Below are 23,707 nucleotides of genomic sequence, written 5' to 3'. Positions count from 1 at the left end.
AAAATTCAACCACCTGACCAAAATTTGGCCAGGTGGCGGTTATCCTGAGACGTAGTCTTAATTCAGAACCGGGAATTAACCCTGGCGCTGCTTATGACGGGGCTCAGCACTGCAGATTACACGTACGCAACCGTTGCGACGGATAACCTTGCAGTTACGGCAAAGCTTCTTGACTGATGCTGCAACTTTCATAGCCGACTCCTATAACCCGAAGACTCAGCGGAGCATGCCGCTGCCGTAACCTTTCAGGTTAGATTTCTTCAAAAGAGACTCGTACTGCTGAGAAACGAGGTGCGATTGTACTTGGGACATGAAGTCCATAACAACCACAACAACGATCAGCAGCGATGTCCCACCCAGATAGAAGGGCACATTCGCCGACACCACCAGGAACTGCGGCAACAAGCAGACAGCGGTCATATACAGGGCCCCGAACAGGGTGAGGCGAGTCAGAACGCTATCAATGTAGCGAGCGGACTGCTCACCGGGACGAATACCCGGAATGAACGCGCCGGACTTCTTGAGGTTTTCCGCAACATCCTTCGGATTGAACATCAAGGCTGTGTAGAAGAAGCAGAAGAAAATAATCCCTGCACTAAACAGAATGATATTCAGCGGCTTACCCGGTCCAATGGCCTGAGCCAGGGTTTGCAGCCATTCCATGTTGTCACCCTGGGCGAACCAGGTACCCAGCGAGGCCGGGAACAACAGGATACTGCTGGCAAAGATCGCCGGGATCACACCTGCCATGTTGACCTTGAGAGGCAAATGGCTGGTCTGCGCGGCGAATACCTTGCGACCTTGCTGACGCTTGGCGTAGTTGACCGTAATTCTGCGCTGGCCACGCTCGACGAAGACGACGAACGCAATCATGGCAATAGCCACCAGGCCAACACCAATCAGCGCAAATATGTTGATGGTACCCAGACGGGCACCTTCGAAGGACTGTCCAATGGCTGCCGGCAAACCGGCAACAATGCCGGCGAAAATCAGCATCGAGATACCGTTACCGATACCTCGCTCGGTGATCTGCTCACCGAGCCACATCATGAACATTGCGCCAGCAACAAAGGTAGTAACAGCCACAAAATAGAAGCTGAACCCTGTGTCAAACGCAACACCCTGACTGGCCAGACCAACGGACATACCGATGGCTTGTATAAAAGCCAGCACCAGCGTCAGATAACGCGTGTACTGACTGATCTTCCGGCGTCCGGACTCCCCTTCCTTCTTCAACTGCTCAAGCGACGGGGTAACCGCCGTCATCAGCTGCATGATGATGGATGCAGAGATGTACGGCATGATGCCCAGAGCGAAGATACTCATTCGCTCCAGGGCACCGCCGGAGAACATGTTGAACAGGCTAAGGATCGTCTCTGAATTCTGATTGAACAGATCGGCCAGACGATCAGGGTTTATCCCGGGAACCGGAATATGCGCCCCGATACGGTAAACGATGATCGCGAGGAACAGGAAGCGCAGGCGCCCCCAGAGTTCACTCAAGCCACCTTGATTCATTCCAGAAAGAGCGCCTTGCTTAGCCATTTAGTCCTCGATCTTGCCACCAGCTGCTTCGATCGCTGCACGAGCACCTTTGGTGACGGCCAGACCTTTGACGGTAACCGCTTTGGTTACGTCGCCGGACAGGACGATCTTGGCTCGTACAAACTTGTTGCCAATTACGTTGGCATCTTTCAGCGCCTGCAGGTCAATGACCTCAGCGTCAACTGCGTTCAGTTCGCTGGTGCGAATTTCAGCAGTGACCATAGCCAGTTTGGAAGTAAAACCAAACTTCGGCAGACGACGGTGCAGCGGCTGCTGACCACCCTCGAAACCGGGGGCAACGGTGCCACCGGAACGCGAGGTCAGACCCTTGTGACCGCGGCCAGCGGTCTTACCCAGACCGCTACCGATACCACGACCGACGCGCAGCTTTTCACGGCGTGCACCCGGCGCGGAACGCAGATCATTCAGTTTCATGTCTTATTCCTCTACCCGAACCATGTAGGAGACCTTGTTGATCATCCCACGAACCGACGGAGTGTCTTCGACTTCGACGGTGTGGCCGATGCGGCGCAGACCCAGACCCTTAACGCAGGCCTGGTGCTTCGGCAGACGACCAGCGACGCTCTTGAACAGAGTCACCTTGATTTTTGCGTTTGCCATGTCCGCTTACCCCGTGATGTCTTCGACGGTCTTGCCGCGCTTGGCCGCTACAGACTCGGGAGACTGCATCGACTTCAGACCCTTGTAGGTAGCCTGAACGACGTTAACCGGGTTGGTGGAACCGTAACACTTGGCCAGTACGTTGTGTACACCAGCCGCTTCCAAGACGGCGCGCATTGCACCACCGGCGATAACACCGGTACCTTCGGACGCCGGCTGCATGAACACCTTGGAGGCGCCGTGAGCTGCACGAACGGGGTACTGCAGGGTGGTACCGTCCAGATCAACCTGGATCATGTTACGACGTGCCGCTTCCATCGCCTTCTGGATGGCGGCAGGCACTTCACGTGCCTTGCCGCGACCGAAACCAACGCGACCCTTGCCGTCACCGACAACAGTCAGCGCTGTGAAAGCGAAGATACGGCCGCCTTTTACTACTTTGGCGACGCGGTTCACCTGAACCAGCTTCTCGATGTAACCTTCGTCGCGCTTTTGATCGAAATTAGCCATAACTCTACCCTTAGAATTCCAGCCCGCCTTCACGAGCGGCGTCGGCCAGCGCTTTTACGCGACCATGGTACTTGAAGCCGGAACGGTCGAAGGCGACCTGAGTTACACCGGCGGCCTTGGCTCGCTCAGCAACCAGCAGACCTACCTTCTTGGCCGCTTCAATGTTACCGGTAGAACCGGCACGCAATTCAGCATCCAGAGTGGAGGCGCTGGCCAGCACTTGGCTGCCATCTGCCGAGATAACCTGTGCGTACATGTGCTGCGAAGAGCGGTACACGCAGAGACGAACGGCTTCCAGTTCGCGCAACTTCAGGCGCGTACGGCGAGCGCGACGGAGACGAATAACTTTTTTATCGCTCATTTGCTATGCCCTACTTCTTCTTGGCTTCTTTACGACGCACTACCTCATCGGAGTAGCGTACACCCTTGCCCTTATAGGGCTCCGGACGACGGAAATCACGAATTTCCGCTGCTACTTGACCAACCAGCTGCTTGTCGATGCCTTTGATGATAATGTCAGTCTGGCTGGGGGTTTCAACAGAAACACCCTCAGGCAGCTGGTAGTCGATCGGGTGCGAGTAACCCAGTGCCAGGTTCAGAACCTGACCCTTGGCCTGCGCCTTGTAACCAACACCAACCAGCTGGAGCTTGCGCTCAAAGCCCTGGCTGACGCCAATGACCATATTGTTGACCAGGGCGCGGGTGGTACCGGCCATGGCCATGTTCAGGCTACCGGCGCGCGCTGCGAAACGCAGCTCACCGTCTTCCTGAACAACTTCAACAGTCGGGTGCAGGTTCAGACTAAGAGCGCCCTTGGCACCCTTGATCGACAGTTCCTGACCGTTCAGTTTTGCTTCTACACCCTGCGGCAGTTTGACAGGGTTCTTAGCGACGCGAGACATCGTGACCCCCTATCAGAATACGGTGCAGAGAACTTCGCCGCCGATACCGGCAGCGCGAGCAGCGCGATCAGTCATCACACCTTTATTGGTGGAGACGATGGAAACGCCCAGACCACCCTTGACCTTCGGAAGCTGGTCAACGGCTTTGTACTGGCGCAGGCCAGGACGGCTTACGCGCTTGAGCTCTTCAATTACCGGCTTGCCTTCGAAGTACTTGAGTTCGATAGACAGAGTGGGCTTGACGTCGCCAACTACTTCGTAGCCTGCAACGTAGCCTTCTTCCTTAAGTACCTTGGCGACAGCCACCTTCAGCTTTGCCGAGGGCATGCTGACGCTGGACTTCTCAGCCATCTGGGCATTACGGATACGGGTCAGCATATCTGCCAACGGGTCCTGCATACTCATGGGCTATGTGCTCCTGAAACTGAGTAATAAAAGTCTGGTTTACCAGCTGGCCTTGACCAGGCCGGGCACATCGCCGCGCATTGCTGCTTCACGCAGCTTGATGCGGCTCAGTCCAAACTTGCGGTATACGCCGTGCGGACGACCGGTAACGCGGCAGCGGTTACGCTGACGGACCGGGCTGGAGTCGCGCGGCAGCTTCTGCAGGGCAACTTGAGCTGCCCAGCGATCTTCAACGGAAGCGTTTACGTTACCGATGGTGTCCTTGAGAGCTGCACGTTTTGCAGCAAACTTGGCAACCAGGCGGGCGCGCTTGGCTTCACGGTTCTTCATACTGACTTTTGCCATTGTCCTGACTCCTAGTTACGGAACGGGAAGTTGAACGCGCGCAGCAGCGCACGACCTTCGTCGTCGGTTCGCGCAGTAGTAGTCAAGGTGATGTCCAGACCACGCAGGGCATCGATCTTGTCGTAATCGATTTCCGGGAAAATGATCTGTTCCTTGACGCCCATGCTGTAGTTGCCACGACCGTCAAAGGACTTGGCATTCAGGCCACGGAAGTCACGAACGCGCGGCAGGGAAATCGACAGCAGACGATCCAGGAATTCGTACATCTGCTCGCGGCGCAGGGTAACCTTTACGCCGATCGGCCAGCCGTCACGAATCTTGAAGCCTGCAATGGATTTGCGAGCATAGGTCACGATGCCTTTACGGCCGGTGATCTTCTCGAGGTCAGCCAGTGCGTTTTCGATGACTTTCTTGTCACCAACAGCTTCGCCAAGACCCATGTTCAGGGTGATCTTGGTGATTTTCGGCACTTCCATCGCATTCAGACCCAGTTCAGCCTGGAGTTTCGGAGCGATGGTAGTGCGATAGGTTTCTTTCAATCTCGCCATGGTAAGCACCTAGATTCTCAAGCGTCGACAGCTTTTTGGGTCGACTTGAAAATACGAACCTTCTTACCGTCTTCGACCTTGAAGCCGACGCGATCGGCCTTGTTGGTCTCGGGGTTGAAGATTGCCACGTTGGAGACGTGGATCGGCGCCTCCTTCTCAACAATACCGCCCTGTGCACCAGCCATCGGGTTCGGCTTGGTGTGGCGCTTGATAATGTTGACACCGGAAACCAGCAGGCGGGCATCGTCACCAACTTTCAGGACTTTGCCGCGCTTGCCCTTGTCTTTACCGGCAATGACGATTACGTCGTCGTCGCGTTTGATCTTTTGCATGACCGGGCTCCTTACAGCACTTCGGGCGCGAGGGAAACGATCTTCATGAACTGCTCGTTACGCAGCTCACGAGTCACCGGCCCAAAGATGCGGGTACCGATCGGCTCATTCTTGTTGTTGAGCAGAACGGCAGCGTTGCCATCGAAACGGATCAGCGAACCGTCTGTACGGCGTACGCCGTGACGGGTACGCACGATGACCGCGTTGAGCACCTGGCCTTTCTTTACTTTGCCGCGCGGAATCGCTTCCTTCACGGTCACTTTGATGATATCGCCAATGCCGGCGTAGCGACGGTGAGAACCGCCCAGAACCTTGATACACATAACGCGACGTGCACCACTGTTGTCAGCCACATCCAGCATGGATTGAGTCTGAATCATAACTTTCTCCGACCCTTAAATAATCCGCTAAGTTGCGCGGGCTTAAACTTGCGCCGCGCGCTCGTCGATCTGAACCAGGGCCCAGCTCTTGGTTTTGGCCAAGGGGCGGGTCTCACGAATGGTCACCAGATCGCCGATGCGGCATTCGTTGTTCTCGTCATGCGCCTTGAGCTTGGTAGAGCGCTTCACGTACTTGCCGTACAGTGGGTGCTTTTCCTGACGCTCGATGAGCACAGTGATGGTTTTATCCATCTTGTCACTGACAACACGGCCAGTAACGGTACGAACTGTTTTGTTCTCGGCCATGATCAGTTACCACCTTTCTGATTGAGCACGGTCTTGACGCGAGCGATGTCGCGCTTTACCTGGTTCAGCAGATGCGTTTGACCGAGCTGACCGGTTGCTTTCTGCATGCGCAGGTTGAACTGATCGCGCAGCAGGGTGAGCAGCTGTTCATTCAGCTGCTCAGCAGATTTTTCACGAAGTTCTGTCGCTTTCATTACATCACCGTCCGCTTAACAAAGGTGGTAGCGAGAGGCAGCTTGGCTGCGGCCAGTGCGAATGCTTCGCGGGCCAGCTCTTCGGAAACACCTTCAATCTCGTAAAGGACCTTACCCGGACGAATCTGGGCTACCCAGTACTCGACGTTACCCTTACCTTTACCCATCCGCACCTCAAGAGGCTTCTTGGAGATAGGCTTGTCCGGGAAGACCCGGATCCAGATTTTACCGCCACGCTTAACGTGACGAGTCAGGGCGCGACGAGCCGCTTCGATCTGACGTGCAGTCAGACGACCACGACTTACGGCTTTGAGAGCGAACTCACCGAAGCTCACCTTGCTACCACGATGCGCCAGACCACGGTTGTGGCCGGTCATCTGCTTGCGGAACTTCGTACGCTTAGGTTGTAACATGTGCGTACCCCTTACTTAGCAGCTTTTTTCTTGGCCGCGACGGCTTTGGTTTCTTCCTGGAGACCACCAATGATCTCGCCTTTGAAGATCCAAACCTTCACACCGATCACACCGTAGGTGGTGTGGGCTTCAGCCGTCGCGTAGTCAATGTCGGCACGCAGGGTGTGCAGCGGCACACGACCTTCGCGATACCATTCGGTACGGGCGATCTCGGCGCCGCCAAGACGGCCGCTAACCTGGATCTTGATACCCTTGGCACCGATGCGCATGGCATTCTGTACGGCGCGCTTCATGGCGCGACGGAACATCACACGACGCTCGAGCTGCTGAGCAACGCTTTGTGCAACCAGAGCACCGTCGAGTTCCGGCTTGCGGATCTCTTCGATGTTGATGTGCACCGGCACGCCCATCTGGCTGGTCAGTTCCTGACGCAGCTTCTCAACGTCCTCACCCTTCTTGCCAATCACGATGCCCGGACGAGCAGTGTGAATGGTGATGCGGGCAGTCTGAGCCGGACGCTGAATATCAACGCGGCTGACAGAGGCACTTTTCAGTTTGTCCTGAATGTACGCACGTACCTTCAGGTCAGTGTTCAGATAGTCTGCGTAGTTGCGACCGTCTGCGTACCACACCGAAGTGTGTTCTTTAACGATACCGAGGCGAATGCCTACCGGATGTACTTTCTGACCCATTTGATCGACTCCTACTTGTCAGCAACCTTGACCGTGATGTGGCAAGACCGCTTGACGATGCGATCAGCGCGGCCTTTGGCACGCGGCATGATGCGCTTCAGAGAGCGACCTTCGTTAACAAACACGGTGGAGACCTTCAGGTCATCCACGTCTGCGCCATCGTTATGCTCTGCGTTGGCGATCGCCGACTCGAGCACTTTCTTGATGACGGCAGCGGCCTTCTTGTTGCTGAATGCCAGCAGGTTCAGGGCCTCATCCACCTTCTTACCGCGGATCTGGTCGGCGACCAAACGCGCTTTCTGGGCAGAGAGTCGGGCGCCCTTATGAGTAGCGGCTACTTCCATCTTCTAACCCCTTAGCGCTTGGCTTTCTTGTCTGCTGCGTGACCACGGTAGGTACGCGTAGCAGAGAATTCGCCCAACTTGTGACCGACCATGTCTTCGGTAACGATAACCGGCACATGCTGACGACCGTTGTGTACAGCGATGGTCAGACCGACCATCTGCGGCAGAATCATCGAACGGCGCGACCAGGTCTTGATCGGCTTACGGTCGTTCTTTTCAACTGCCACTTCGACCTTCTTCAACAGGTGAAGATCGATAAAAGGACCTTTCTTCAGAGAACGCGGCACTGTCGTATCCCCTCTAATTACTTGCTGCGGCGACGGACAATCATCTTGTCAGTGCGCTTGTTGGACCGAGTCTTGGCACCCTTGGTCGGGAAGCCCCACGGGGAAACCGGATGACGACCACCGGAGGTACGACCTTCACCACCACCATGCGGGTGATCTACCGGGTTCATGGCAACACCACGAACGGTCGGACGAACACCGCGCCAGCGCTTGGCACCAGCCTTACCCAGCGAGCGCAGACTGTGCTCACCGTTGGACACTTCACCCAGAGTCGCACGGCATTCGCCAAGGACTTTGCGCATTTCGCCAGAGCGCAGACGAACGGTGACATAGGCACCTTCGCGAGCAACCAGCTGGACAGCGGCACCGGCACTGCGAGCTACCTGAGCGCCTTTACCCGGCTTCAGTTCGATCGCGTGGATAGTGCTACCTACCGGGATATTGCGCAGCGGCAGAGTGTTACCGGCCTTGATCGGTGCATCGGCACCGGAGACCAGTTGATCGCCAGCAACAACGCCTTTCGGGGCGATGATGTAGCGACGCTCACCGTCGGCATACTTCAGCAGAGCAATATGAGCGGTACGATTCGGATCGTACTCGACGCGCTCTACTACAGCGGGGATACCGTCCTTGTTACGACGGAAGTCCACGATGCGGTAGTGCTGCTTGTGACCGCCCCCACGATGACGCGTGGTGATGCGGCCGTTGTTGTTACGACCACCAGACTTGCCTTGCTTCTCTACCAGAGGCGCGTAAGGAGCACCTTTGTGCAGGTCAGCGTTAACGACCTTGACGACGAAGCGGCGGCCAGCGGAAGTAGGTTTACATTTAACAATAGCCATGATGTACCCCTGTCTTATTCAGCGCTGGCGAAGTCGATGTCTTGACCGGGCTGCAGGCTGACATACGCCTTTTTCCAGTCATTACGCTTGCCCAGGCCGCGAACGGTTCGCTTGGTCTTGCCTTTTACATTCAAGGTCGATACAGCCTTGACCTTGACGTTGAACAGTTGCTCAACGGCTTTCTTGATTTCCAGCTTGGTCGCAGTAGTGTCTACCTTGAACACGAACTGGTTGCGGCTGTCAGCCAGCACAGTTGCCTTCTCGGAAACATGCGGGCCAAGCAGTACTTTGAAAATGCGCTCTTGGTTCATCCCAGCATCTCCTCGAACTTCTTAACAGCAGGTACGGTAATCAGCACCTTGTCGTAAGCGATCAGGCTAACCGGGTCAGAACCCTGAACGTCGCGAACGTCGACGTGCGGCAGATTGCGCGCTGCCAGGTACAGGTTCTCATCAACGCCGTCGGTAACGATCAGCACATTCTGCAGATCGAGATCCTTCAGCTTGCCGGCCAGAGCCTTGGTCTTCGGTGCATCAACAGAGAAGCTCTCGACGACAACCAGACGATCCAGGCGTACCAGCTCGGACAGGATGGAGCGCATTGCACCGCGATACATCTTGCGGTTCAGCTTCTGCTCGTGATTTTGCGGACGGGCAGCAAAGGTAGTACCACCGGAGCGCCAGATCGGGCTACGGATAGTACCGGCACGGGCGCGACCGGTGCCTTTCTGACGCCAGGGCTTCTTGCCGCCACCGGAAACGTCGGAACGGTTCTTCTGCTGCTTGGTACCCTGACGAGCACCAGCCATGTAAGCAACAACGGCCTGGTGAACGAGGGTCTCGTTAAACTCGGTAGCAAAGGTCAGATCGGAAACTTCGATCGCATTTGCACCAGCTACATTCAGATTCATGGTAACTCCCCCTTAACCCTTGGCCTTGACCGCCGGGCGAACAACGACGTCGCTGCCGGTAGCGCCAGGCACGGAGCCCTTGATGAGCAGCAGATTGCGCTCAGCGTCTACGCGAACGACCTCGAGAGTCTGGACGGTTACCTGTTCGGCACCCATGTGACCAGACATCTTCTTGCCCTTGAATACACGGCCCGGGGTCTGACACTGACCGATGGAACCGGGTACACGGTGGGATACCGAGTTACCGTGAGTAGCGTCCTGGCCGCGGAAATTCCAGCGCTTGATGGTACCGGCGAAGCCTTTACCCTTGGATTGACCAGTTACATCCACCTTCTGACCGGCTTCGAACAGGGCTACAGTGAGCTCTGCCCCAGTTTCATACTGGGAGCCGTCTTCAATGCGGAATTCGCAGACCTGACGACCAGCCGCAGTGCTGGCTTTGGCAAAGTGCCCAGCCATCGGCTTGGTAACGCGACTGGCGCGACGCTCACCCACAGTGACCTGAATAGCTTGATAGCCATCAGTTTCCAGGGTTTTAACCTGAGTGACGCGGTTCGGTTCAACTTCTACAACCGTAACCGGAATGGAAACACCATCTTCAGTGAAAATGCGGGTCATACCGCATTTCCGGCCGACTAAACCAATAGTCATTTTGTAAACCTCATGAGTGCACGGGGCTATTACCCGCTATGGCCGCCCAACACAGGGCGTTACACGACCTTTAGCCCCCGTTTTGGGGCTATCAGCCGAGGCTGATCTGAACCTCAACGCCAGCGGCAAGGTCCAGCTTCATCAGCGCATCGACAGTCTTGTCGGTGGGCTGAACGATATCCAGAACCCGTTTATGGGTACGGATTTCATACTGATCGCGCGCGTCTTTATTGACGTGCGGAGAAATCAGTACGGTAAAACGCTCTTTGCGCGTCGGCAAAGGGATCGGACCACGCACCTGAGCCCCAGTACGTTTCGCGGTATCCACGATTTCCTGGGTAGACTGATCGATCAGGCGATGGTCAAAAGCCTTCAACCGAATACGAATCTGTTGGTTCTGCATTTGACCAGAAACTCCAAGTAACTGTTTTCAGGCACACCCAACTGCAGGTACGCCTGTCCAAGGGAGGCGCAATTCTACTGATGCGCACCCCCACTGTCAACCAAAAGACAAAAGCCCCCGCTAGGCGGGGGCTTTGCCTTTCACCTCAGATCATTATTCGATGATCTTGGCTACTACACCGGCGCCAACGGTACGGCCACCTTCGCGAATCGCGAAGCGCAGACCGTCTTCCATTGCGATCGGAGCGATCAGGGTAACGTCCAGCTTGACGTTGTCGCCCGGCATTACCATTTCAACGCCTTCCGGCAGTTCGCAGGAACCGGTCACGTCAGTAGTACGGAAGTAGAACTGCGGACGGTAGCCCTTGAAGAACGGAGTGTGACGACCGCCTTCATCTTTACCCAGCACGTACACTTCAGCTTCGAAGCGAGTGTGCGGAGTGATGGTGCCCGGCTTGGCCAGAACCTGACCACGCTCAACGTCTTCACGCTTGGTACCACGCAGCAGAACACCAACGTTCTCACCAGCACGGCCTTCGTCCAGCAGCTTGCGGAACATTTCAACGCCGGTACAGGTGGTCTTGGTAGTCGCCTTGATACCAACGATTTCGACTTCTTCACCAACCTTGACGATACCGCGCTCAACACGACCGGTTACTACGGTACCGCGACCGGAAATGGAGAACACATCTTCGATCGGCATCAGGAACGGCTTGTCGATCGCACGCTCAGGCTCAGGAATGTAGGCATCCAGAGTCTCAACCAGCTTGCGAACGGCAGTAGTACCGATTTCGTTGTCGTCTTTGCCTTCCAGCGCCATCAGAGCAGAACCGATGATGATCGGAGTGTCGTCGCCCGGGAAGTCGTACGCGCTCAGCAGGTCGCGAACTTCCATCTCGACCAGCTCCAGCAGCTCTTCGTCGTCAACCATGTCGGCCTTGTTCAGGAACACGACAATGTAGGGAACGCCTACCTGACGGGACAGCAGGATGTGCTCGCGAGTCTGCGGCATCGGGCCGTCAGCTGCGGAACAAACCAGGATCGCGCCATCCATCTGAGCAGCACCGGTGATCATGTTCTTCACATAGTCGGCGTGGCCAGGGCAGTCAACGTGCGCGTAGTGACGAGTCGGAGAATCGTACTCTACGTGCGAGGTGTTGATGGTGATACCGCGAGCCTTCTCTTCCGGCGCGTTGTCGATCTGGTCGAACGCACGGGCAGCGCCGCCGTAGGACTCTGCACAAACGCGGGTCAGAGCTGCAGTCAGGGTAGTCTTGCCATGGTCAACGTGACCGATGGTGCCTACGTTCAGGTGCGGTTTGCTACGTTCAAATTTTTCTTTTGCCACGGTTGATAACCTCTTTAATTAGCCTAGGTTCAAGTTAGCCTTGCTTCTTGATGATCGCTTCGGCGATGTTCATGGGTGCCTCGGCGTACTTCGAAAACTCCATGGAGTAGCTCGCACGTCCCTGGGACATGGAGCGAACATCCGTGGCGTAACCGAACATTTCACCAAGCGGAACCTCAGCGCGGATCACCTTACCGGAAGGAGTATCTTCCATACCCTGTACCAGACCGCGACGACGGTTCAAGTCGCCCATTACGTCACCCATATAATCCTCAGGGGTGACTACTTCGACTTTCATCATCGGCTCAAGCAGGACAGCACCGCCCTTCTGGGCCAACTGCTTGGTGGCCATCGAAGCTGCGATCTTGAACGCCATCTCGTTTGAGTCGACATCATGGTAGGAACCGTCAAACACGGTTGCCTTCAGGCCAAGCAGCGGATAGCCGGCGAGAACGCCGTTCTGCATCTGCTCCTCGATACCCTTCTGGATGGCCGGGATGTATTCACGCGGAACCACACCACCGACAATTTCATTGACGAATTCAAGCTTCTCGTCATTGCCCTCGGCAGGCTCGAAGCGAACCCACACATGACCATACTGACCACGACCGCCGGACTGACGCACAAACTTGCCTTCGACTTCACACTTGTTGCGAATCGCCTCGCGATAGGCAACTTGAGGCTTGCCGATATTGGCCTCAACACTGAACTCACGCTTCATCCGATCGACGATAATGTCGAGGTGCAACTCACCCATACCCGAGATGATCGTCTGACCAGACTCTTCATCGGTACGCACGCGGAACGAAGGATCCTCCTGGGCCAGCTTGCCCAGAGCGACACCCATCTTCTCCTGATCGGCCTTGGTGCGTGGCTCAACCGCAACCGAAATAACCGGCTCAGGAAAGTCCATGCGCTCCAGGACAATCGGCTTGTCGATAGCGCAAAGCGTATCGCCAGTGGTCACATCCTTCATACCGATCAAGGCCGCAATATCACCGGCGCGCACTTCCTTGATCTCTTCGCGGGCATTGGCATGCATCTGCACCATGCGCCCGACGCGCTCCTTCTTACCCTTCACCGAGTTGAGCACCGCGTCGCCCGAAGACAGCACGCCGGAGTAAACCCGAGCAAAGGTAAGCGTCCCCACAAAGGGATCGGTCGCAATCTTGAACGCCAGCGCCGAGAAAGGCTCGGCGTCGTCGGCATGACGCTCGTCAGTGCGCTCCTCATCATCCGGGTGCACGCCCTTGATGGCAGCAACCTGATCAGGCGCAGGCAGATAGTCGATAACCGCATCCAGCACCAGCGGTACGCCCTTGTTCTTGAACGAGGAACCACACACTGCCGGAACGATCTCGCAGGCCAGCGTACGCTGACGCAACCCCGCCTTGATTTCCTCGACGGAAAGCTCGCCTTCCTCGAGATACTTGTTCATCAGGTCTTCGTTGGCCTCCGCGGCCGCCTCGACCATCTTTTCGCGATACTCTTCTGCCAGATCACGCAGCTCCGCGGGGATTTCCTCCTCCACGAAACTCATACCCTGATCCGACTCATCCCAGCGAATCGCCTTCATCCGCATCAGGTCAACCTGACCGGCGAAGTTCTCCTCCGAACCGATAGCCAACTGAATAGGCACGGGCGTATGACCCAGCCGCTTCTTGATCTGCTCAACGACACGAAGGAAGTCGGCGCCCTGGCGATCCATCTTGTTTACATAGACGATTCGCGGAACACCGTACTTGTTGGCTTGACGCCACACGGTCTCGGATTGAGGCTCGACACCAGACGTACCACAAAACACAACGACAGCACCATCAAGCACCCGCAGCGACCGCTCGACTTCAATCGTGAAGTCGACGTGGCCGGGGGTGTCGATGATGTTGACGCGATGCTTGTCGTACTGCTTCTCGGAACCCTGCCAGAAGGCAGTGGTAGCCGCCGAAGTAATGGTGATACCCCGCTCCTGCTCCTGCGCCATCCAGTCCATGGTCGCGGCGCCATCATGCACCTCGCCCATTTTGTGGTTTACGCCGGTATAGAACAGAATCCGCTCTGTAGTCGTGGTCTTGCCCGCATCGACGTGCGCACAGATACCAATATTGCGATACAGATTGATCGGGGTTGTACGAGCCACAACAGTCTCCTTGGCCGTTTAGAAGCGGTAGTGAGAGAACGCCTTGTTGGCTTCAGCCATACGATGGACGTCTTCACGCTTCTTGACAGCAGCACCCTTGCCTTCAGCGGCATCACCCAGCTCACCAGCCAGACGCAGGGCCATGGACTTCTCGCCACGCTTACGGGCAGCATCAACCAGCCAGCGCATCGCCAGAGCGTTGCGACGGGAGGGACGCACTTCAACCGGAACCTGATAGGTGGCACCACCTACACGGCGAGATTTAACTTCCACGAGCGGAGCGATAGCGTCGAGAGCTTTCTCGAACAGCTCGACCGGATCTTCGGTCTTGGTACGCTCTTTCAGCTTGTCCAGTGCACCGTAAACGATACGCTCGGCAGTGGACTTCTTGCCGCTTTCCATTACGTGGTTCATGAATTTCGCGAGAATCTGGCTGCCGTACTTAGGTTCTGGCAGGATCTCACGTTTTGCCGCTACACGACGTCTTGGCATGATAAGCCCTCAAACGGTCTTCAGGTTAGCCCGGAACTGTAACGACCTGGTTACGTCCGACCTTACTCTTATCGACTCTGATAAATGAAATAGAATTACTTGGGACGCTTGGCGCCGTACTTCGAACGACCCTGCTTACGGTCTTTAACACCAGAGGTGTCGAGAGAACCGCGAACAGTGTGGTAACGCACACCCGGCAAGTCTTTTACACGGCCGCCGCGAATCAGAACGACGCTGTGCTCTTGCAGGTTGTGACCTTCACCACCGATGTAGGAAGAAACTTCGTAGCCGTTGGTCAGACGAACACGGCAGACTTTACGCAGAGCCGAGTTCGGCTTCTTCGGCGTAGTGGTATACACGCGAGTGCACACACCACGACGCTGCGGGCAGTTCTGCAGGGCCGGTACGTCGCTCTTTTCAGCAACGCGCTTACGCGGCTTGCGAACCAGCTGGTTGATTGTTGCCATCTAGCAAACTCCACTGATGTCGGTAAGACATAGTTAATAAAAAATGGCAGGACATAGTGCCCCGCCAATTTTAGGGGTACGGAATTCTATAGACCCCGCCCCCTGTCGTCAAGGCGCCCACTCCCGGAGGGAGCGGGCCTTCCTTTAACCTTCGCTCGAGTTCAGTGCGTCAGACAGCGCCTGCTCGACTTCGCTCGCGCTGACCTTGACCGGCTTGTCGGCCATACGCTGACGCTTGCGCTCGGCGTGATAGGCCAGACCGGTACCGGCCGGAATCAGACGACCTACAACGACGTTCTCTTTCAGGCCGCGCAGGTGATCGCGCTTGCCGGTAACGGCAGCCTCGGTCAGAACCCGCGTGGTTTCCTGGAAAGAAGCCGCCGAGATGAACGATTCGGTCGACAGCGAGGCCTTGGTGATACCCAGCAGCACGCGGTCGTACTTGGCCGGGAACTTGTCCTGCGCCACCAGTTCTGCGTTCTCTTCCAGCACCTGGGTCAGCTCGACCTGATCGCCCTTGATGAAGCTGGAGTCGCCGGACTCGGTGATCTCGACCTTGCGCAGCATCTGACGAATGGTCACTTCGATGTGCTTGTCGTTGATCTTTACGCCCTGCAGACGGTAAACGTCCTGAATCTCGTTGACGATGTACTTGGCCAGCGCACTGACACCCAGCAGACGCAGGATATCGTGCGGGTTGCTCGGACCGTCGGAGATAACTTCACCCTTGGTAACCTGCTCACCCTCGAACACGTTCAGGTGACGCCACTTCGGAATCAGCTCCTCGTACGGGTCGCTGCCGTCGTTCGGCGTAATCACCAGGCGACGCTTGCCCTTGGTTTCCTTACCGAACGAAATGGTGCCGCTGATCTCCGCCAGAATGGACGGCTCCTTCGGACGACGCGCTTCGAACAGGTCGGCAACACGCGGCAGACCACCGGTGATGTCGCGGGTCTTCGAGGTTTCCTGCGGGATACGTGCAACAACGTCACCCACGTTCACCTTGGCGCCATCGGACAGGTTGACCAGCGCGTTGGCCGGCAGGAAGTACTGAGCCGGCACATCGGTACCTGGCAGCAGCAACTCTTTGCCGTTCTCGTCTACCAGCTTCACCGCAGGACGGATGTCCTTGCCGGCAGCCGGGCGATCTTTCGGGTCCATGACCTCAATGTTGGTCAGACCGGTCAGCTCGTCAGCGGTACGCTTGATGGTGATGCCTTCATCCATACCGAAGAACGCAACGGTACCGCTGATCTCGGTAACGATCGGGTGGGTGTGCGGGTCCCACTTGGCAACGATTGCGCCAGCGTCGACCTTGTCACCTTCCTTGACCGAGATAACCGCACCGTAAGGCAGCTTGTAACGCTCACGCTCACGGCCGTATTCGTCTGCGATAGCCAGCTCGCCGGAACGGGAAACCGCAACCAGGGCACCGTCGGCACGTTCAACATGCTTCAGGTTGTGCAGGCGGACGGTACCACCGTTCTTGACCTGAACGCTGTCAGCAGCCGAGGTCCGGCTTGCCGCACCACCGATGTGGAACGTACGCATGGTCAGCTGAGTACCCGGCTCACCGATCGACTGGGCTGCGATAACACCTACGGCCTCACCGATGTTGATCAGGTGGCCACGCGCCAGATCACGACCGTAACAGGTCGCGCACACACCGTAGTGGGTGTCGCAGGTGATCGGCGAACGAACGATGACCTCGTCGACACTGTTCTTCTCGAGGAACTCAACCCACTGCTCATCGATCAGCGTGCCAGCGGCCACGATGGTCTCGTCACTGCCCGGCTTGAGGACGTCACGGGCAACAACTCGACCCAGCACGCGCTCACCCAGCGGCTCTACGATATCGCCACCTTCAATGTGCGGCGACATCAGCAGACCCTTGTCGGTGCCGCAGTCGGTCTCGGTGATAACCAGATCCTGCGCCACGTCGACCAGACGACGGGTCAGGTAACCGGAGTTCGCCGTTTTCAGTGCGGTATCGGCCAGACCCTTACGAGCACCGTGGGTCGAGATGAAGTACTGCAGTACGTTCAGACCTTCACGGAAGTTCGCGGTGATTGGCGTTTCGATGATGGAGCCGTCCGGCTTGGCCATCAGACCACGCATACCGGCCAGCTGACGAATCTGGGCAGCAGAACCCCGCGCACCGGAGTCAGCCATCATGTACATGGAGTTGAAGGACTCCTGATCAACCTCTTTGCCCTCGCGATCAAGTACGCGCGTGGTCTTGAGGTTGTCCATCATGGCCTTGGAGATTTCGTCGTTGGCCTTGGACCACAAGTCGATGACCTTGTTGTACTTCTCGCCCTGGGTTACCAGACCGGAAGCGTACTGGTCTTCGATTTCCTTAACTTCTTCGGTCGCCTCGTCAATGATGCGCGCCTTCTCGTCAGGAATGACGAAGTCATTCACGCCGATGGACGCACCAGAGATAGTGGAGTAGGCGAAGCCGGTGTACATCAGCTGGTCGGCGAAGATAACGGTTTCCTTCAGACCCACCACGCGATAGCACTGGTTGATCAGCTTGGAAATCGCCTTCTTCTTCAGCGGCTGATCGACCATTTCGTACGGCAGACCTTTGGGCAGAACCTGGAACAGCAACGCGCGGCCGACAGTGGTGTCGACAATGCGAGTCTCGGTGGTCCAGCTTTCGTCCTTGTGCTTGACGGTTTCGGTGATACGCACCTTGACCATCGCGTGCAGCTCAACCTGACCGCTGCGGTACGCCATCTCGACTTCGTTGACGTTGGCGAACGCCATGCCTTCGCCCTTGGCGTTGATGCGGGTACGGGTCATGTAGTACAGACCCAGTACCACGTCCTGGGACGGCACGATGATCGGCTCGCCCGACGCCGGCGACAGGATGTTGTTAGTGGACATCATCAGCGCACGCGCTTCCAACTGGGCCTCGAGGGTCAGCGGAACGTGCACGGCCATTTGGTCACCGTCGAAGTCGGCGTTGTAGGCCGCACAGACCAGCGGGTGCAGCTGGATAGCCTTACCTTCGATCAGAACCGGCTCGAATGCCTGGATACCCAGACGGTGCAGAGTCGGTGCACGGTTCAGCAGAACCGGGTGTTCGCGAATGACTTCAGCCAGGATATCCCAGACTTCCGGCAGCTCGCGCTCAACCATCTTCTTGGCCGCTTTGATAGTGGTCGCCAGACCACGGTGCTCCAGCTTGCCGAAGATGAAGGGCTTGAACAGCTCCAGAGCCATCTTCTTGGGCAGACCGCACTGATGCAGACGCAGAGTCGGACCAACCACGATCACCGAACGACCGGAGTAGTCCACGCGCTTACCGAGCAGGTTCTGACGGAAACGACCCTGCTTACCCTTGATCATATCGGCCAGGGACTTGAGCGGACGCTTGTTGGTGCCGGTGATGGCACGGCCGCGACGACCGTTGTCCAGCAGCGCATCAACCGACTCTTGCAGCATGCGCTTCTCGTTGCGCACGATGATATCCGGCGCAGCCAGATCAAGCAGGCGCTTCAGACGGTTGTTACGGTTGATGACGCGGCGATACAGGTCGTTCAGGTCGGAGGTTGCAAAGCGACCACCGTCCAGCGGAACCAGCGGACGCAGGTCCGGCGGCAGTACCGGCAGAACGGTCATAACCATCCACTCCGGCTTGTTGCCGGAGCCGTCGAATGCTTCCATCAGCTTCAGACGCTTGGACAGCTTCTTGATCTTGGTCTCGGACGTAGTCTGCGGAATTTCTTCACGCAGCTTGCCGATCTCGTGAGCCAGATCCATGGAGCTGAGCAGCTCGTAAACAGCCTCGGCACCCATACGGGCGTCAAAGTCGTCACCGAACTCTTCCAGTGCTTCGAAATACTGCTCATCGTTCAGCAACTGACCCTTTTCCAGGGTAGTCATGCCCGGCTCGATGACAACGTAGCTCTCGAAATAAAGCACGCGCTCTATATCACGCAGGGTCATGTCCAGCAGCAGGCCGATACGGGACGGCAGCGATTTCAGGAACCAGATATGGGCAACCGGCGAAGCCAGCTCAATGTGACCCATGCGCTCGCGACGCACCTTGGCCAGTGCAACTTCGACGCCGCACTTCTCGCAGATGACGCCACGGTGCTTGAGGCGCTTGTACTTGCCGCACAGGCACTCGTAGTCCTTCACCGGGCCAAAGATCTTGGCGCAGAACAGGCCGTCACGCTCCGGCTTGAAGGTACGGTAGTTGATGGTTTCCGGCTTTTTAACTTCGCCGTAGGACCAGGACCGGATCATCTCCGGGGATGCCAAGCCGATTCGGATGGAATCGAACTCTTCAATCTGTCCCTGGGACTTGAGCAGGTTCAATAAGTCTTTCAAGGCCTATACTCCTCGCAGTGTCTCAAGGGCGGCGCTCGCCGCCCGAGACGTGGGCAGTTGGTGATTATTCGGATTCCAGTTCGATATCGATACCGAGCGAACGGATTTCCTTGACCAGAACGTTGAAGGACTCGGGCATGCCGGCCTCCATGCGATGGTCTCCGTCCACGATGTTCTTGTACATCTTGGTACGGCCGTTCACGTCGTCCGATTTCACTGTCAGCATTTCCTGCAGGGTGTAGGCAGCGCCGTATGCTTCCAGAGCCCAGACCTCCATCTCCCCGAAACGCTGACCACCAAACTGCGCCTTACCACCCAGCGGCTGCTGGGTTACCAGACTGTAGGAACCGGTGGAACGTGCATGCATCTTGTCATCAACCAGGTGGTTGAGCTTGAGCATGTACATGTAACCAACGGTCACCGGACGGTCGAATGCATTACCGGTACGGCCATCCCACAGACGCATCTGACCGCTGTCCGGCAGATCGGCGAGACGCAGCATGTGCTTGATCTCGCTCTCCGCGGCGCCATCAAATACGGCCGTTGCCATCGGCACACCACCGCGCAGGTTGTTCGCCAGCTCGATGATTTCCTGATCGCTCAGCTCGTCCAGATTCTCCTGACGACCGCCTACCTTGTTGTAGACCTCATCGAGGAACTTGCGCAGATCAGCAATCTTGCGCTGCTCTTCGAGCATGCGGTTGATCTTCTCACCCAGCCCCTTGGCGGCCAGGCCCAGGTGGGTTTCGAGGATCTGACCGACGTTCATACGCGACGGAACACCCAGCGGGTTCAGTACGATGTCGACCGGTGTACCGTTCTCGTCGTGCGGCATATCTTCGATCGGCATGATGACCGAGATAACACCCTTGTTACCGTGACGGCCAGCCATCTTGTCACCCGGCTGGATGCGACGCTTGATTGCCAGGTAAACCTTGACGATCTTGAGTACGCCAGGTGCCAGGTCATCGCCCTGCTGGAGCTTGCGCTTCTTGTCTTCAAACTTCTCGTCGAGCAACTTGCGACGGTCAACCAGATAGGCCTGAGCCAGCTCCAGCTGCTCGTTCAGCGCGTCTTCGCTCATTCGCAGCTTGAACCACTGACCACGCTCGATACCAGCAAGGATCTCGGCGTTCAGTGCAGTACCTTTTTTCAGGCCGGCACCACCCTCGACGATCTGACCGTCCAGTGCGGCAGCAAGGCGCTCGAAGGTCGCGGTTTCAACGATACGGAACTCTTCCTGCAGGTCCTTGCGGATCTCGTCGAGCTGCTCCTTCTCGATAGCCAGTGCACGGCTGTCGCGCTCTACGCCGTCACGGGTGAACACCTGAACGTCAATGACGGTGCCCTTGGTGCCGGTCGGCACGCGCAGGGAAGTGTCTTTCACGTCAGAGGCTTTTTCACCGAAGATCGCACGCAGCAGCTTTTCTTCCGGGGTCAGCTGGGTCTCGCCCTTCGGCGTCACCTTGCCAACCAGAATGTCGCCCGGGCCCACTTCAGCGCCAACGTAGACGATACCCGCCTCGTCCAGCTTGCCGAGTGCCGCCTCACCCACGTTCGGGATGTCGGAGGTGATCTCCTCAGGCCCAAGCTTGGTGTCACGGGACACACAGGTCAGTTCCTGAATGTGGATAGTGGTAAAGCGGTCTTCCTGTACAACGCGCTCGGACACCAGGATGGAGTCCTCGAAGTTGTAACCGTTCCAGGGCATGAACGCGACGCGCATGTTCTGACCCAGCGCCAGTTCACCCATGTCGACGGAGGAACCGTCAGCAAGGATATCCTTGCGTGCAACCTTGTCACCTTTCTTCACCAGCGGACGCTGGTTGATGCAGGTGTTCTGGTTGGAACGGGTGTACTTGGTCATGACATAGATGTCGACACCCGCTTCGCCGGCTTCAACTTCGTCGTCGTTGACGCGGACAACGATACGGCTGGCGTCGACCGAATCGATCACACCACCGCGGCGCGCGGTAACGCAAACACCGGAGTCGCGAGCAACGTTGCGCTCCATACCGGTACCGACCAGCGGCTTCTCGGCACGCAGGGTCGGAACCGCCTGACGCTGCATGTTCGAGCCCATGAGTGCGCGGTTGGCGTCGTCGTGCTCGAGGAACGGAATCAGCGAGGCAGCCACGGACACAACCTGACGCGGCGAAACGTCCATCAGGGTGACGTCTTCCGGCGCCTTAACGGTAAATTCGTTCATGTGACGAACCGCTACCAGGTCGTCAACCAGCTTGCCGCCCTCGACCTTTGCGCTCGCCTGAGCGATCACGTGGTCCGCTTCTTCGATGGCAGACAGGAATACGATCTCGTCAGTAACGACCGCGTCTTTCACACGACGGTACGGGCTTTCAAGGAAGCCGTACTGGTTGGTGCGCGCGTAAGTTGCCAGCGAGTTGATCAGACCGATGTTCGGACCTTCAGGGGTTTCGATCGGGCATACACGACCGTAGTGGGTCGGGTGTACGTCACGGACTTCGAAGCCTGCACGCTCACGGGTCAGACCGCCCGGGCCAAGAGCCGATACACGACGCTTGTGGGTAATCTCGGACAGCGGGTTGTTCTGGTCCATAAACTGGGACAGCTGGCTGGAACCGAAGAACTCCTTGACTGCGGCAGCGACCGGCTTGGCGTTGATCAGGTCCTGGGGCATCAAGCCTTCGCTTTCGGCCATGGACAGACGTTCCTTGACCGCACGCTCAACACGCACAAGGCCAACGCGGAACTGGTTCTCTGCCATTTCACCAACCGAGCGAATACGGCGGTTACCCAGGTGATCGATATCGTCAACGACGCCTTTGCCGTTACGGATGTCAACCAGAGTCTTCAGCACCTCGACGATGTCTTCCTTGCTGAGAACGCCAGCGCCTTCGATCTCTTCGCGACCGATACGGCGGTTGAATTTCATACGGCCAACAGCAGACAGGTCGTAGCGCTCACTGCTGAAGAACAGGTTCGCAAACAGGGTCTCAGCCGCGTCTTTGGTCGGCGGCTCGCCGGGGCGCATCATGCGATAGATTTCGACCAGAGCTTCCAGCTGGGTACTGGTGTTGTCGATACGCAGGGTGTCGGACACAAACGGACCACAGTCGATCTCGTTGGTGTACAGGGTTTCCAGACGGGCAACCTGCGCCTTGGCCAGCTTGAGTACCAGGTCAGCGGTAATCTCGGTGTTGCACTCAACCAGGATTTCGCCGGTAGCCGGGTGCACCACAGGCTTGGCGATGGTACGACCAATCAGATAGTCGAACGGCACTTCCAGGCTGGTGATACCAGCTTTCTCGAGCTGATTGATGTGGCGCGCGGTAATACGTCGACCTTTTTCGACGATGACCTTGCCCTTGCTGTCCTTGATGTCAAAGGTAGCAATCTCACCACGCAGACGCTGGGGCACCAGTTCGAGCATCAGGTTTTCACCCTGAACCTGGAACACGTTGGTGTCGTAGAACATGTCCAGAATTTCTTCTGTCTGGTAGCCCAGTGCGCGCAACAGAACGCTCGCCGGCAGCTTGCGGCGACGGTCGATACGAACAAAGACACAGTCTTTCGGGTCAAACTCGAAGTCCAGCCAGGAGCCGCGGTAAGGAATCACGCGAGCCGAGTACAGCAGCTTGCCGGAACTGTGCGTCTTGCCACGATCGTGGTCGAAGAACACACCCGGGCTGCGGTGCAGCTGGGAAACGATGACACGCTCGGTACCATTGATGACGAAGGTACCGTTCTCGGTCATCAGGGGGATTTCCCCCATGTAGACTTCCTGCTCCTTGATGTCCTTGATCGCCTTGTTGGACGACTCGCGATCAAAGATGATCAGGCGCACTTTGACGCGCAGCGGTACCGCGAAGGTAACCCCGCGCAACACACATTCCTTGACGTCGAAGGCCGGCTCGCCAAGGCGGTAACCGACGTATTCGAGGGCCGCATTACCGGAATAGCTGATAATGGGGAAAACAGATTTGAAGGCCGCGTGCAGACCGATATCACGGATCTGGCCCTGGCCGGCGTCAGTCTGGAGAAACTCCCGATAGGAGTCCAGCTGAATGGCCAACAGGTAGGGCACATCCATCACATGCGGCAGTTTGCCAAAGTCCTTGCGGATACGTTTTTTCTCAGTATATGAGTAAGCCATCAGCGTTCCCCAGCTTGGTCACCTGCTTGATTGGCCTCCCCGCTTCGCGGGAAAACCTGAAAATGCGTGCAAGCCCTTCGTCTTGCTCACTCCCTCGGAGTGCGGGCGTTGTACGCCAGTTTGGCGTGATACAACGGAAAAAGGCCGGTGGCACA

The 23,707-nt window shown here is 57.0% G+C and carries 29 protein-coding genes; all 29 read right to left on the bottom strand.

All coding sequences use genetic code 11. The features are described 5' to 3' along the window. Positions 1-75 precede the first annotated feature (75 nt). Entirely contained in the window at positions 76-192 is a 117-nt protein-coding gene (rpmJ, locus tag O5O48_RS06990) for a 50S ribosomal protein L36 (RefSeq protein ID WP_088277373.1), read from the bottom strand. Between the two features lie 24 nt (positions 193-216). Continuing rightward, entirely contained in the window at positions 217-1,545 is a 1,329-nt protein-coding gene (gene secY, locus O5O48_RS06985; protein ID WP_088277371.1) for a preprotein translocase subunit SecY, read from the bottom strand. Further along, entirely contained in the window at positions 1,546-1,980 is a 435-nt protein-coding gene (gene rplO / locus O5O48_RS06980) for a 50S ribosomal protein L15 (protein WP_088277369.1), read from the bottom strand. 3 nt (positions 1,981-1,983) lie between these two features. Continuing rightward, the gene (gene rpmD, locus O5O48_RS06975; protein WP_088277367.1) at positions 1,984-2,166 is read right to left on the bottom strand and encodes a 50S ribosomal protein L30; all 183 of its coding nucleotides are present in this window, start codon (positions 2,164-2,166) and stop codon (positions 1,984-1,986) included. Between the two features lie 6 nt (positions 2,167-2,172). Further along, positions 2,173-2,676, bottom strand: a complete 504-nt coding sequence (rpsE, locus tag O5O48_RS06970) for a 30S ribosomal protein S5 (RefSeq protein WP_083728626.1) — start codon at positions 2,674-2,676, stop codon at positions 2,173-2,175. A 10-nt stretch (positions 2,677-2,686) separates the two neighbouring features. Further along, positions 2,687-3,037, bottom strand: a complete 351-nt coding sequence (rplR, locus tag O5O48_RS06965; RefSeq protein WP_088277365.1) for a 50S ribosomal protein L18 — start codon at positions 3,035-3,037, stop codon at positions 2,687-2,689. Between the two features lie 10 nt (positions 3,038-3,047). After that, positions 3,048-3,578: a 50S ribosomal protein L6 gene (gene rplF / locus O5O48_RS06960; protein WP_088277363.1), complete on the bottom strand. Its 531-nt coding sequence runs from the start codon at positions 3,576-3,578 to the stop codon at positions 3,048-3,050. 12 nt (positions 3,579-3,590) lie between these two features. After that, on the bottom strand, positions 3,591-3,983 hold the full coding sequence (rpsH, locus tag O5O48_RS06955) for a 30S ribosomal protein S8 (protein ID WP_228247489.1): 393 nt from the start codon (positions 3,981-3,983) through the stop codon (positions 3,591-3,593). 39 nt (positions 3,984-4,022) lie between these two features. Then, positions 4,023-4,328 carry a 30S ribosomal protein S14 gene (gene rpsN, locus O5O48_RS06950; RefSeq protein WP_088277359.1) on the bottom strand — a complete coding sequence of 102 codons (306 nt, stop codon included), beginning with the start codon at positions 4,326-4,328 and terminating at the stop codon, positions 4,023-4,025. Between the two features lie 11 nt (positions 4,329-4,339). Continuing rightward, on the bottom strand, positions 4,340-4,876 hold the full coding sequence (rplE, locus tag O5O48_RS06945; RefSeq protein ID WP_088277357.1) for a 50S ribosomal protein L5: 537 nt from the start codon (positions 4,874-4,876) through the stop codon (positions 4,340-4,342). Between the two features lie 17 nt (positions 4,877-4,893). Further along, positions 4,894-5,208, bottom strand: coding sequence for a 50S ribosomal protein L24 (gene rplX, locus O5O48_RS06940; protein WP_088277355.1), 315 nt, complete (start codon positions 5,206-5,208; stop codon positions 4,894-4,896). Between the two features lie 11 nt (positions 5,209-5,219). Further along, positions 5,220-5,588, bottom strand: coding sequence for a 50S ribosomal protein L14 (gene rplN, locus O5O48_RS06935; protein ID WP_088277353.1), 369 nt, complete (start codon positions 5,586-5,588; stop codon positions 5,220-5,222). A 42-nt stretch (positions 5,589-5,630) separates the two neighbouring features. Then, positions 5,631-5,894, bottom strand: coding sequence for a 30S ribosomal protein S17 (gene rpsQ / locus O5O48_RS06930; RefSeq protein ID WP_104739447.1), 264 nt, complete (start codon positions 5,892-5,894; stop codon positions 5,631-5,633). A gap of 2 nt (positions 5,895-5,896) precedes the next feature. After that, positions 5,897-6,088, bottom strand: coding sequence for a 50S ribosomal protein L29 (gene rpmC, locus O5O48_RS06925; RefSeq protein ID WP_083728635.1), 192 nt, complete (start codon positions 6,086-6,088; stop codon positions 5,897-5,899). Further along, entirely contained in the window at positions 6,088-6,501 is a 414-nt protein-coding gene (rplP, locus tag O5O48_RS06920) for a 50S ribosomal protein L16 (protein WP_088277349.1), read from the bottom strand. The genes rpmC and rplP overlap by 1 nt, the downstream gene beginning before the upstream one ends. An 11-nt stretch (positions 6,502-6,512) precedes the next feature. Further along, positions 6,513-7,193, bottom strand: a complete 681-nt coding sequence (rpsC, locus tag O5O48_RS06915) for a 30S ribosomal protein S3 (RefSeq protein ID WP_088277347.1) — start codon at positions 7,191-7,193, stop codon at positions 6,513-6,515. 11 nt (positions 7,194-7,204) lie between these two features. Continuing rightward, positions 7,205-7,537, bottom strand: a complete 333-nt coding sequence (rplV, locus tag O5O48_RS06910; RefSeq protein ID WP_088277345.1) for a 50S ribosomal protein L22 — start codon at positions 7,535-7,537, stop codon at positions 7,205-7,207. A gap of 11 nt (positions 7,538-7,548) precedes the next feature. Further along, positions 7,549-7,824: a 30S ribosomal protein S19 gene (gene rpsS / locus O5O48_RS06905; RefSeq protein WP_088277343.1), complete on the bottom strand. Its 276-nt coding sequence runs from the start codon at positions 7,822-7,824 to the stop codon at positions 7,549-7,551. 17 nt (positions 7,825-7,841) lie between these two features. Continuing rightward, the gene (gene rplB / locus O5O48_RS06900; RefSeq protein WP_088277341.1) at positions 7,842-8,666 is read right to left on the bottom strand and encodes a 50S ribosomal protein L2; all 825 of its coding nucleotides are present in this window, start codon (positions 8,664-8,666) and stop codon (positions 7,842-7,844) included. A gap of 14 nt (positions 8,667-8,680) precedes the next feature. Then, entirely contained in the window at positions 8,681-8,977 is a 297-nt protein-coding gene (gene rplW / locus O5O48_RS06895) for a 50S ribosomal protein L23 (RefSeq protein WP_088277339.1), read from the bottom strand. Continuing rightward, a complete protein-coding gene (gene rplD, locus O5O48_RS06890; protein ID WP_088277337.1) occupies positions 8,974-9,576 on the bottom strand; it encodes a 50S ribosomal protein L4 in 603 nt (200 codons plus the stop codon). Before rplD ends, rplW begins: the two co-directional genes overlap by 4 nt. Before the next feature lie 12 nt (positions 9,577-9,588). After that, positions 9,589-10,227 (bottom strand): 50S ribosomal protein L3, encoded by a 639-nt coding sequence (gene rplC / locus O5O48_RS06885; RefSeq protein WP_228247488.1) that lies wholly within the window; start codon positions 10,225-10,227, stop codon positions 9,589-9,591. Positions 10,228-10,318: 91 nt separating this feature from the next. After that, positions 10,319-10,630: a 30S ribosomal protein S10 gene (rpsJ, locus tag O5O48_RS06880; RefSeq protein WP_044501102.1), complete on the bottom strand. Its 312-nt coding sequence runs from the start codon at positions 10,628-10,630 to the stop codon at positions 10,319-10,321. Between the two features lie 153 nt (positions 10,631-10,783). After that, entirely contained in the window at positions 10,784-11,977 is a 1,194-nt protein-coding gene (gene tuf, locus O5O48_RS06875) for an elongation factor Tu (protein WP_228247484.1), read from the bottom strand. 34 nt (positions 11,978-12,011) lie between these two features. Continuing rightward, complete coding sequence (gene fusA, locus O5O48_RS06870; protein WP_088278036.1) at positions 12,012-14,114, bottom strand: elongation factor G; 2,103 nt, start codon at positions 14,112-14,114, stop codon at positions 12,012-12,014. 18 nt (positions 14,115-14,132) lie between these two features. Beyond that, positions 14,133-14,606, bottom strand: coding sequence for a 30S ribosomal protein S7 (rpsG, locus tag O5O48_RS06865; RefSeq protein WP_088278034.1), 474 nt, complete (start codon positions 14,604-14,606; stop codon positions 14,133-14,135). A 95-nt stretch (positions 14,607-14,701) separates the two neighbouring features. After that, the gene (gene rpsL / locus O5O48_RS06860) at positions 14,702-15,073 is read right to left on the bottom strand and encodes a 30S ribosomal protein S12 (protein ID WP_080048726.1); all 372 of its coding nucleotides are present in this window, start codon (positions 15,071-15,073) and stop codon (positions 14,702-14,704) included. A 144-nt stretch (positions 15,074-15,217) separates the two neighbouring features. Beyond that, positions 15,218-19,417 carry a DNA-directed RNA polymerase subunit beta' gene (gene rpoC / locus O5O48_RS06855; RefSeq protein ID WP_088278032.1) on the bottom strand — a complete coding sequence of 1,400 codons (4,200 nt, stop codon included), beginning with the start codon at positions 19,415-19,417 and terminating at the stop codon, positions 15,218-15,220. A gap of 64 nt (positions 19,418-19,481) precedes the next feature. After that, positions 19,482-23,552: a DNA-directed RNA polymerase subunit beta gene (gene rpoB, locus O5O48_RS06850; protein WP_228247487.1), complete on the bottom strand. Its 4,071-nt coding sequence runs from the start codon at positions 23,550-23,552 to the stop codon at positions 19,482-19,484. Positions 23,553-23,707 lie beyond the last annotated feature (155 nt).

It is taken from the genome of Halopseudomonas sp. MFKK-1 (genome assembly GCF_027474385.1).
Taxonomy (GTDB): Bacteria; Pseudomonadota; Gammaproteobacteria; order Pseudomonadales; family Pseudomonadaceae; genus Halopseudomonas; species Halopseudomonas aestusnigri.
The sequence above is the reverse complement of the archived record's forward strand: the minus strand, read 5'-3'. Positions and strand labels throughout refer to the sequence as shown.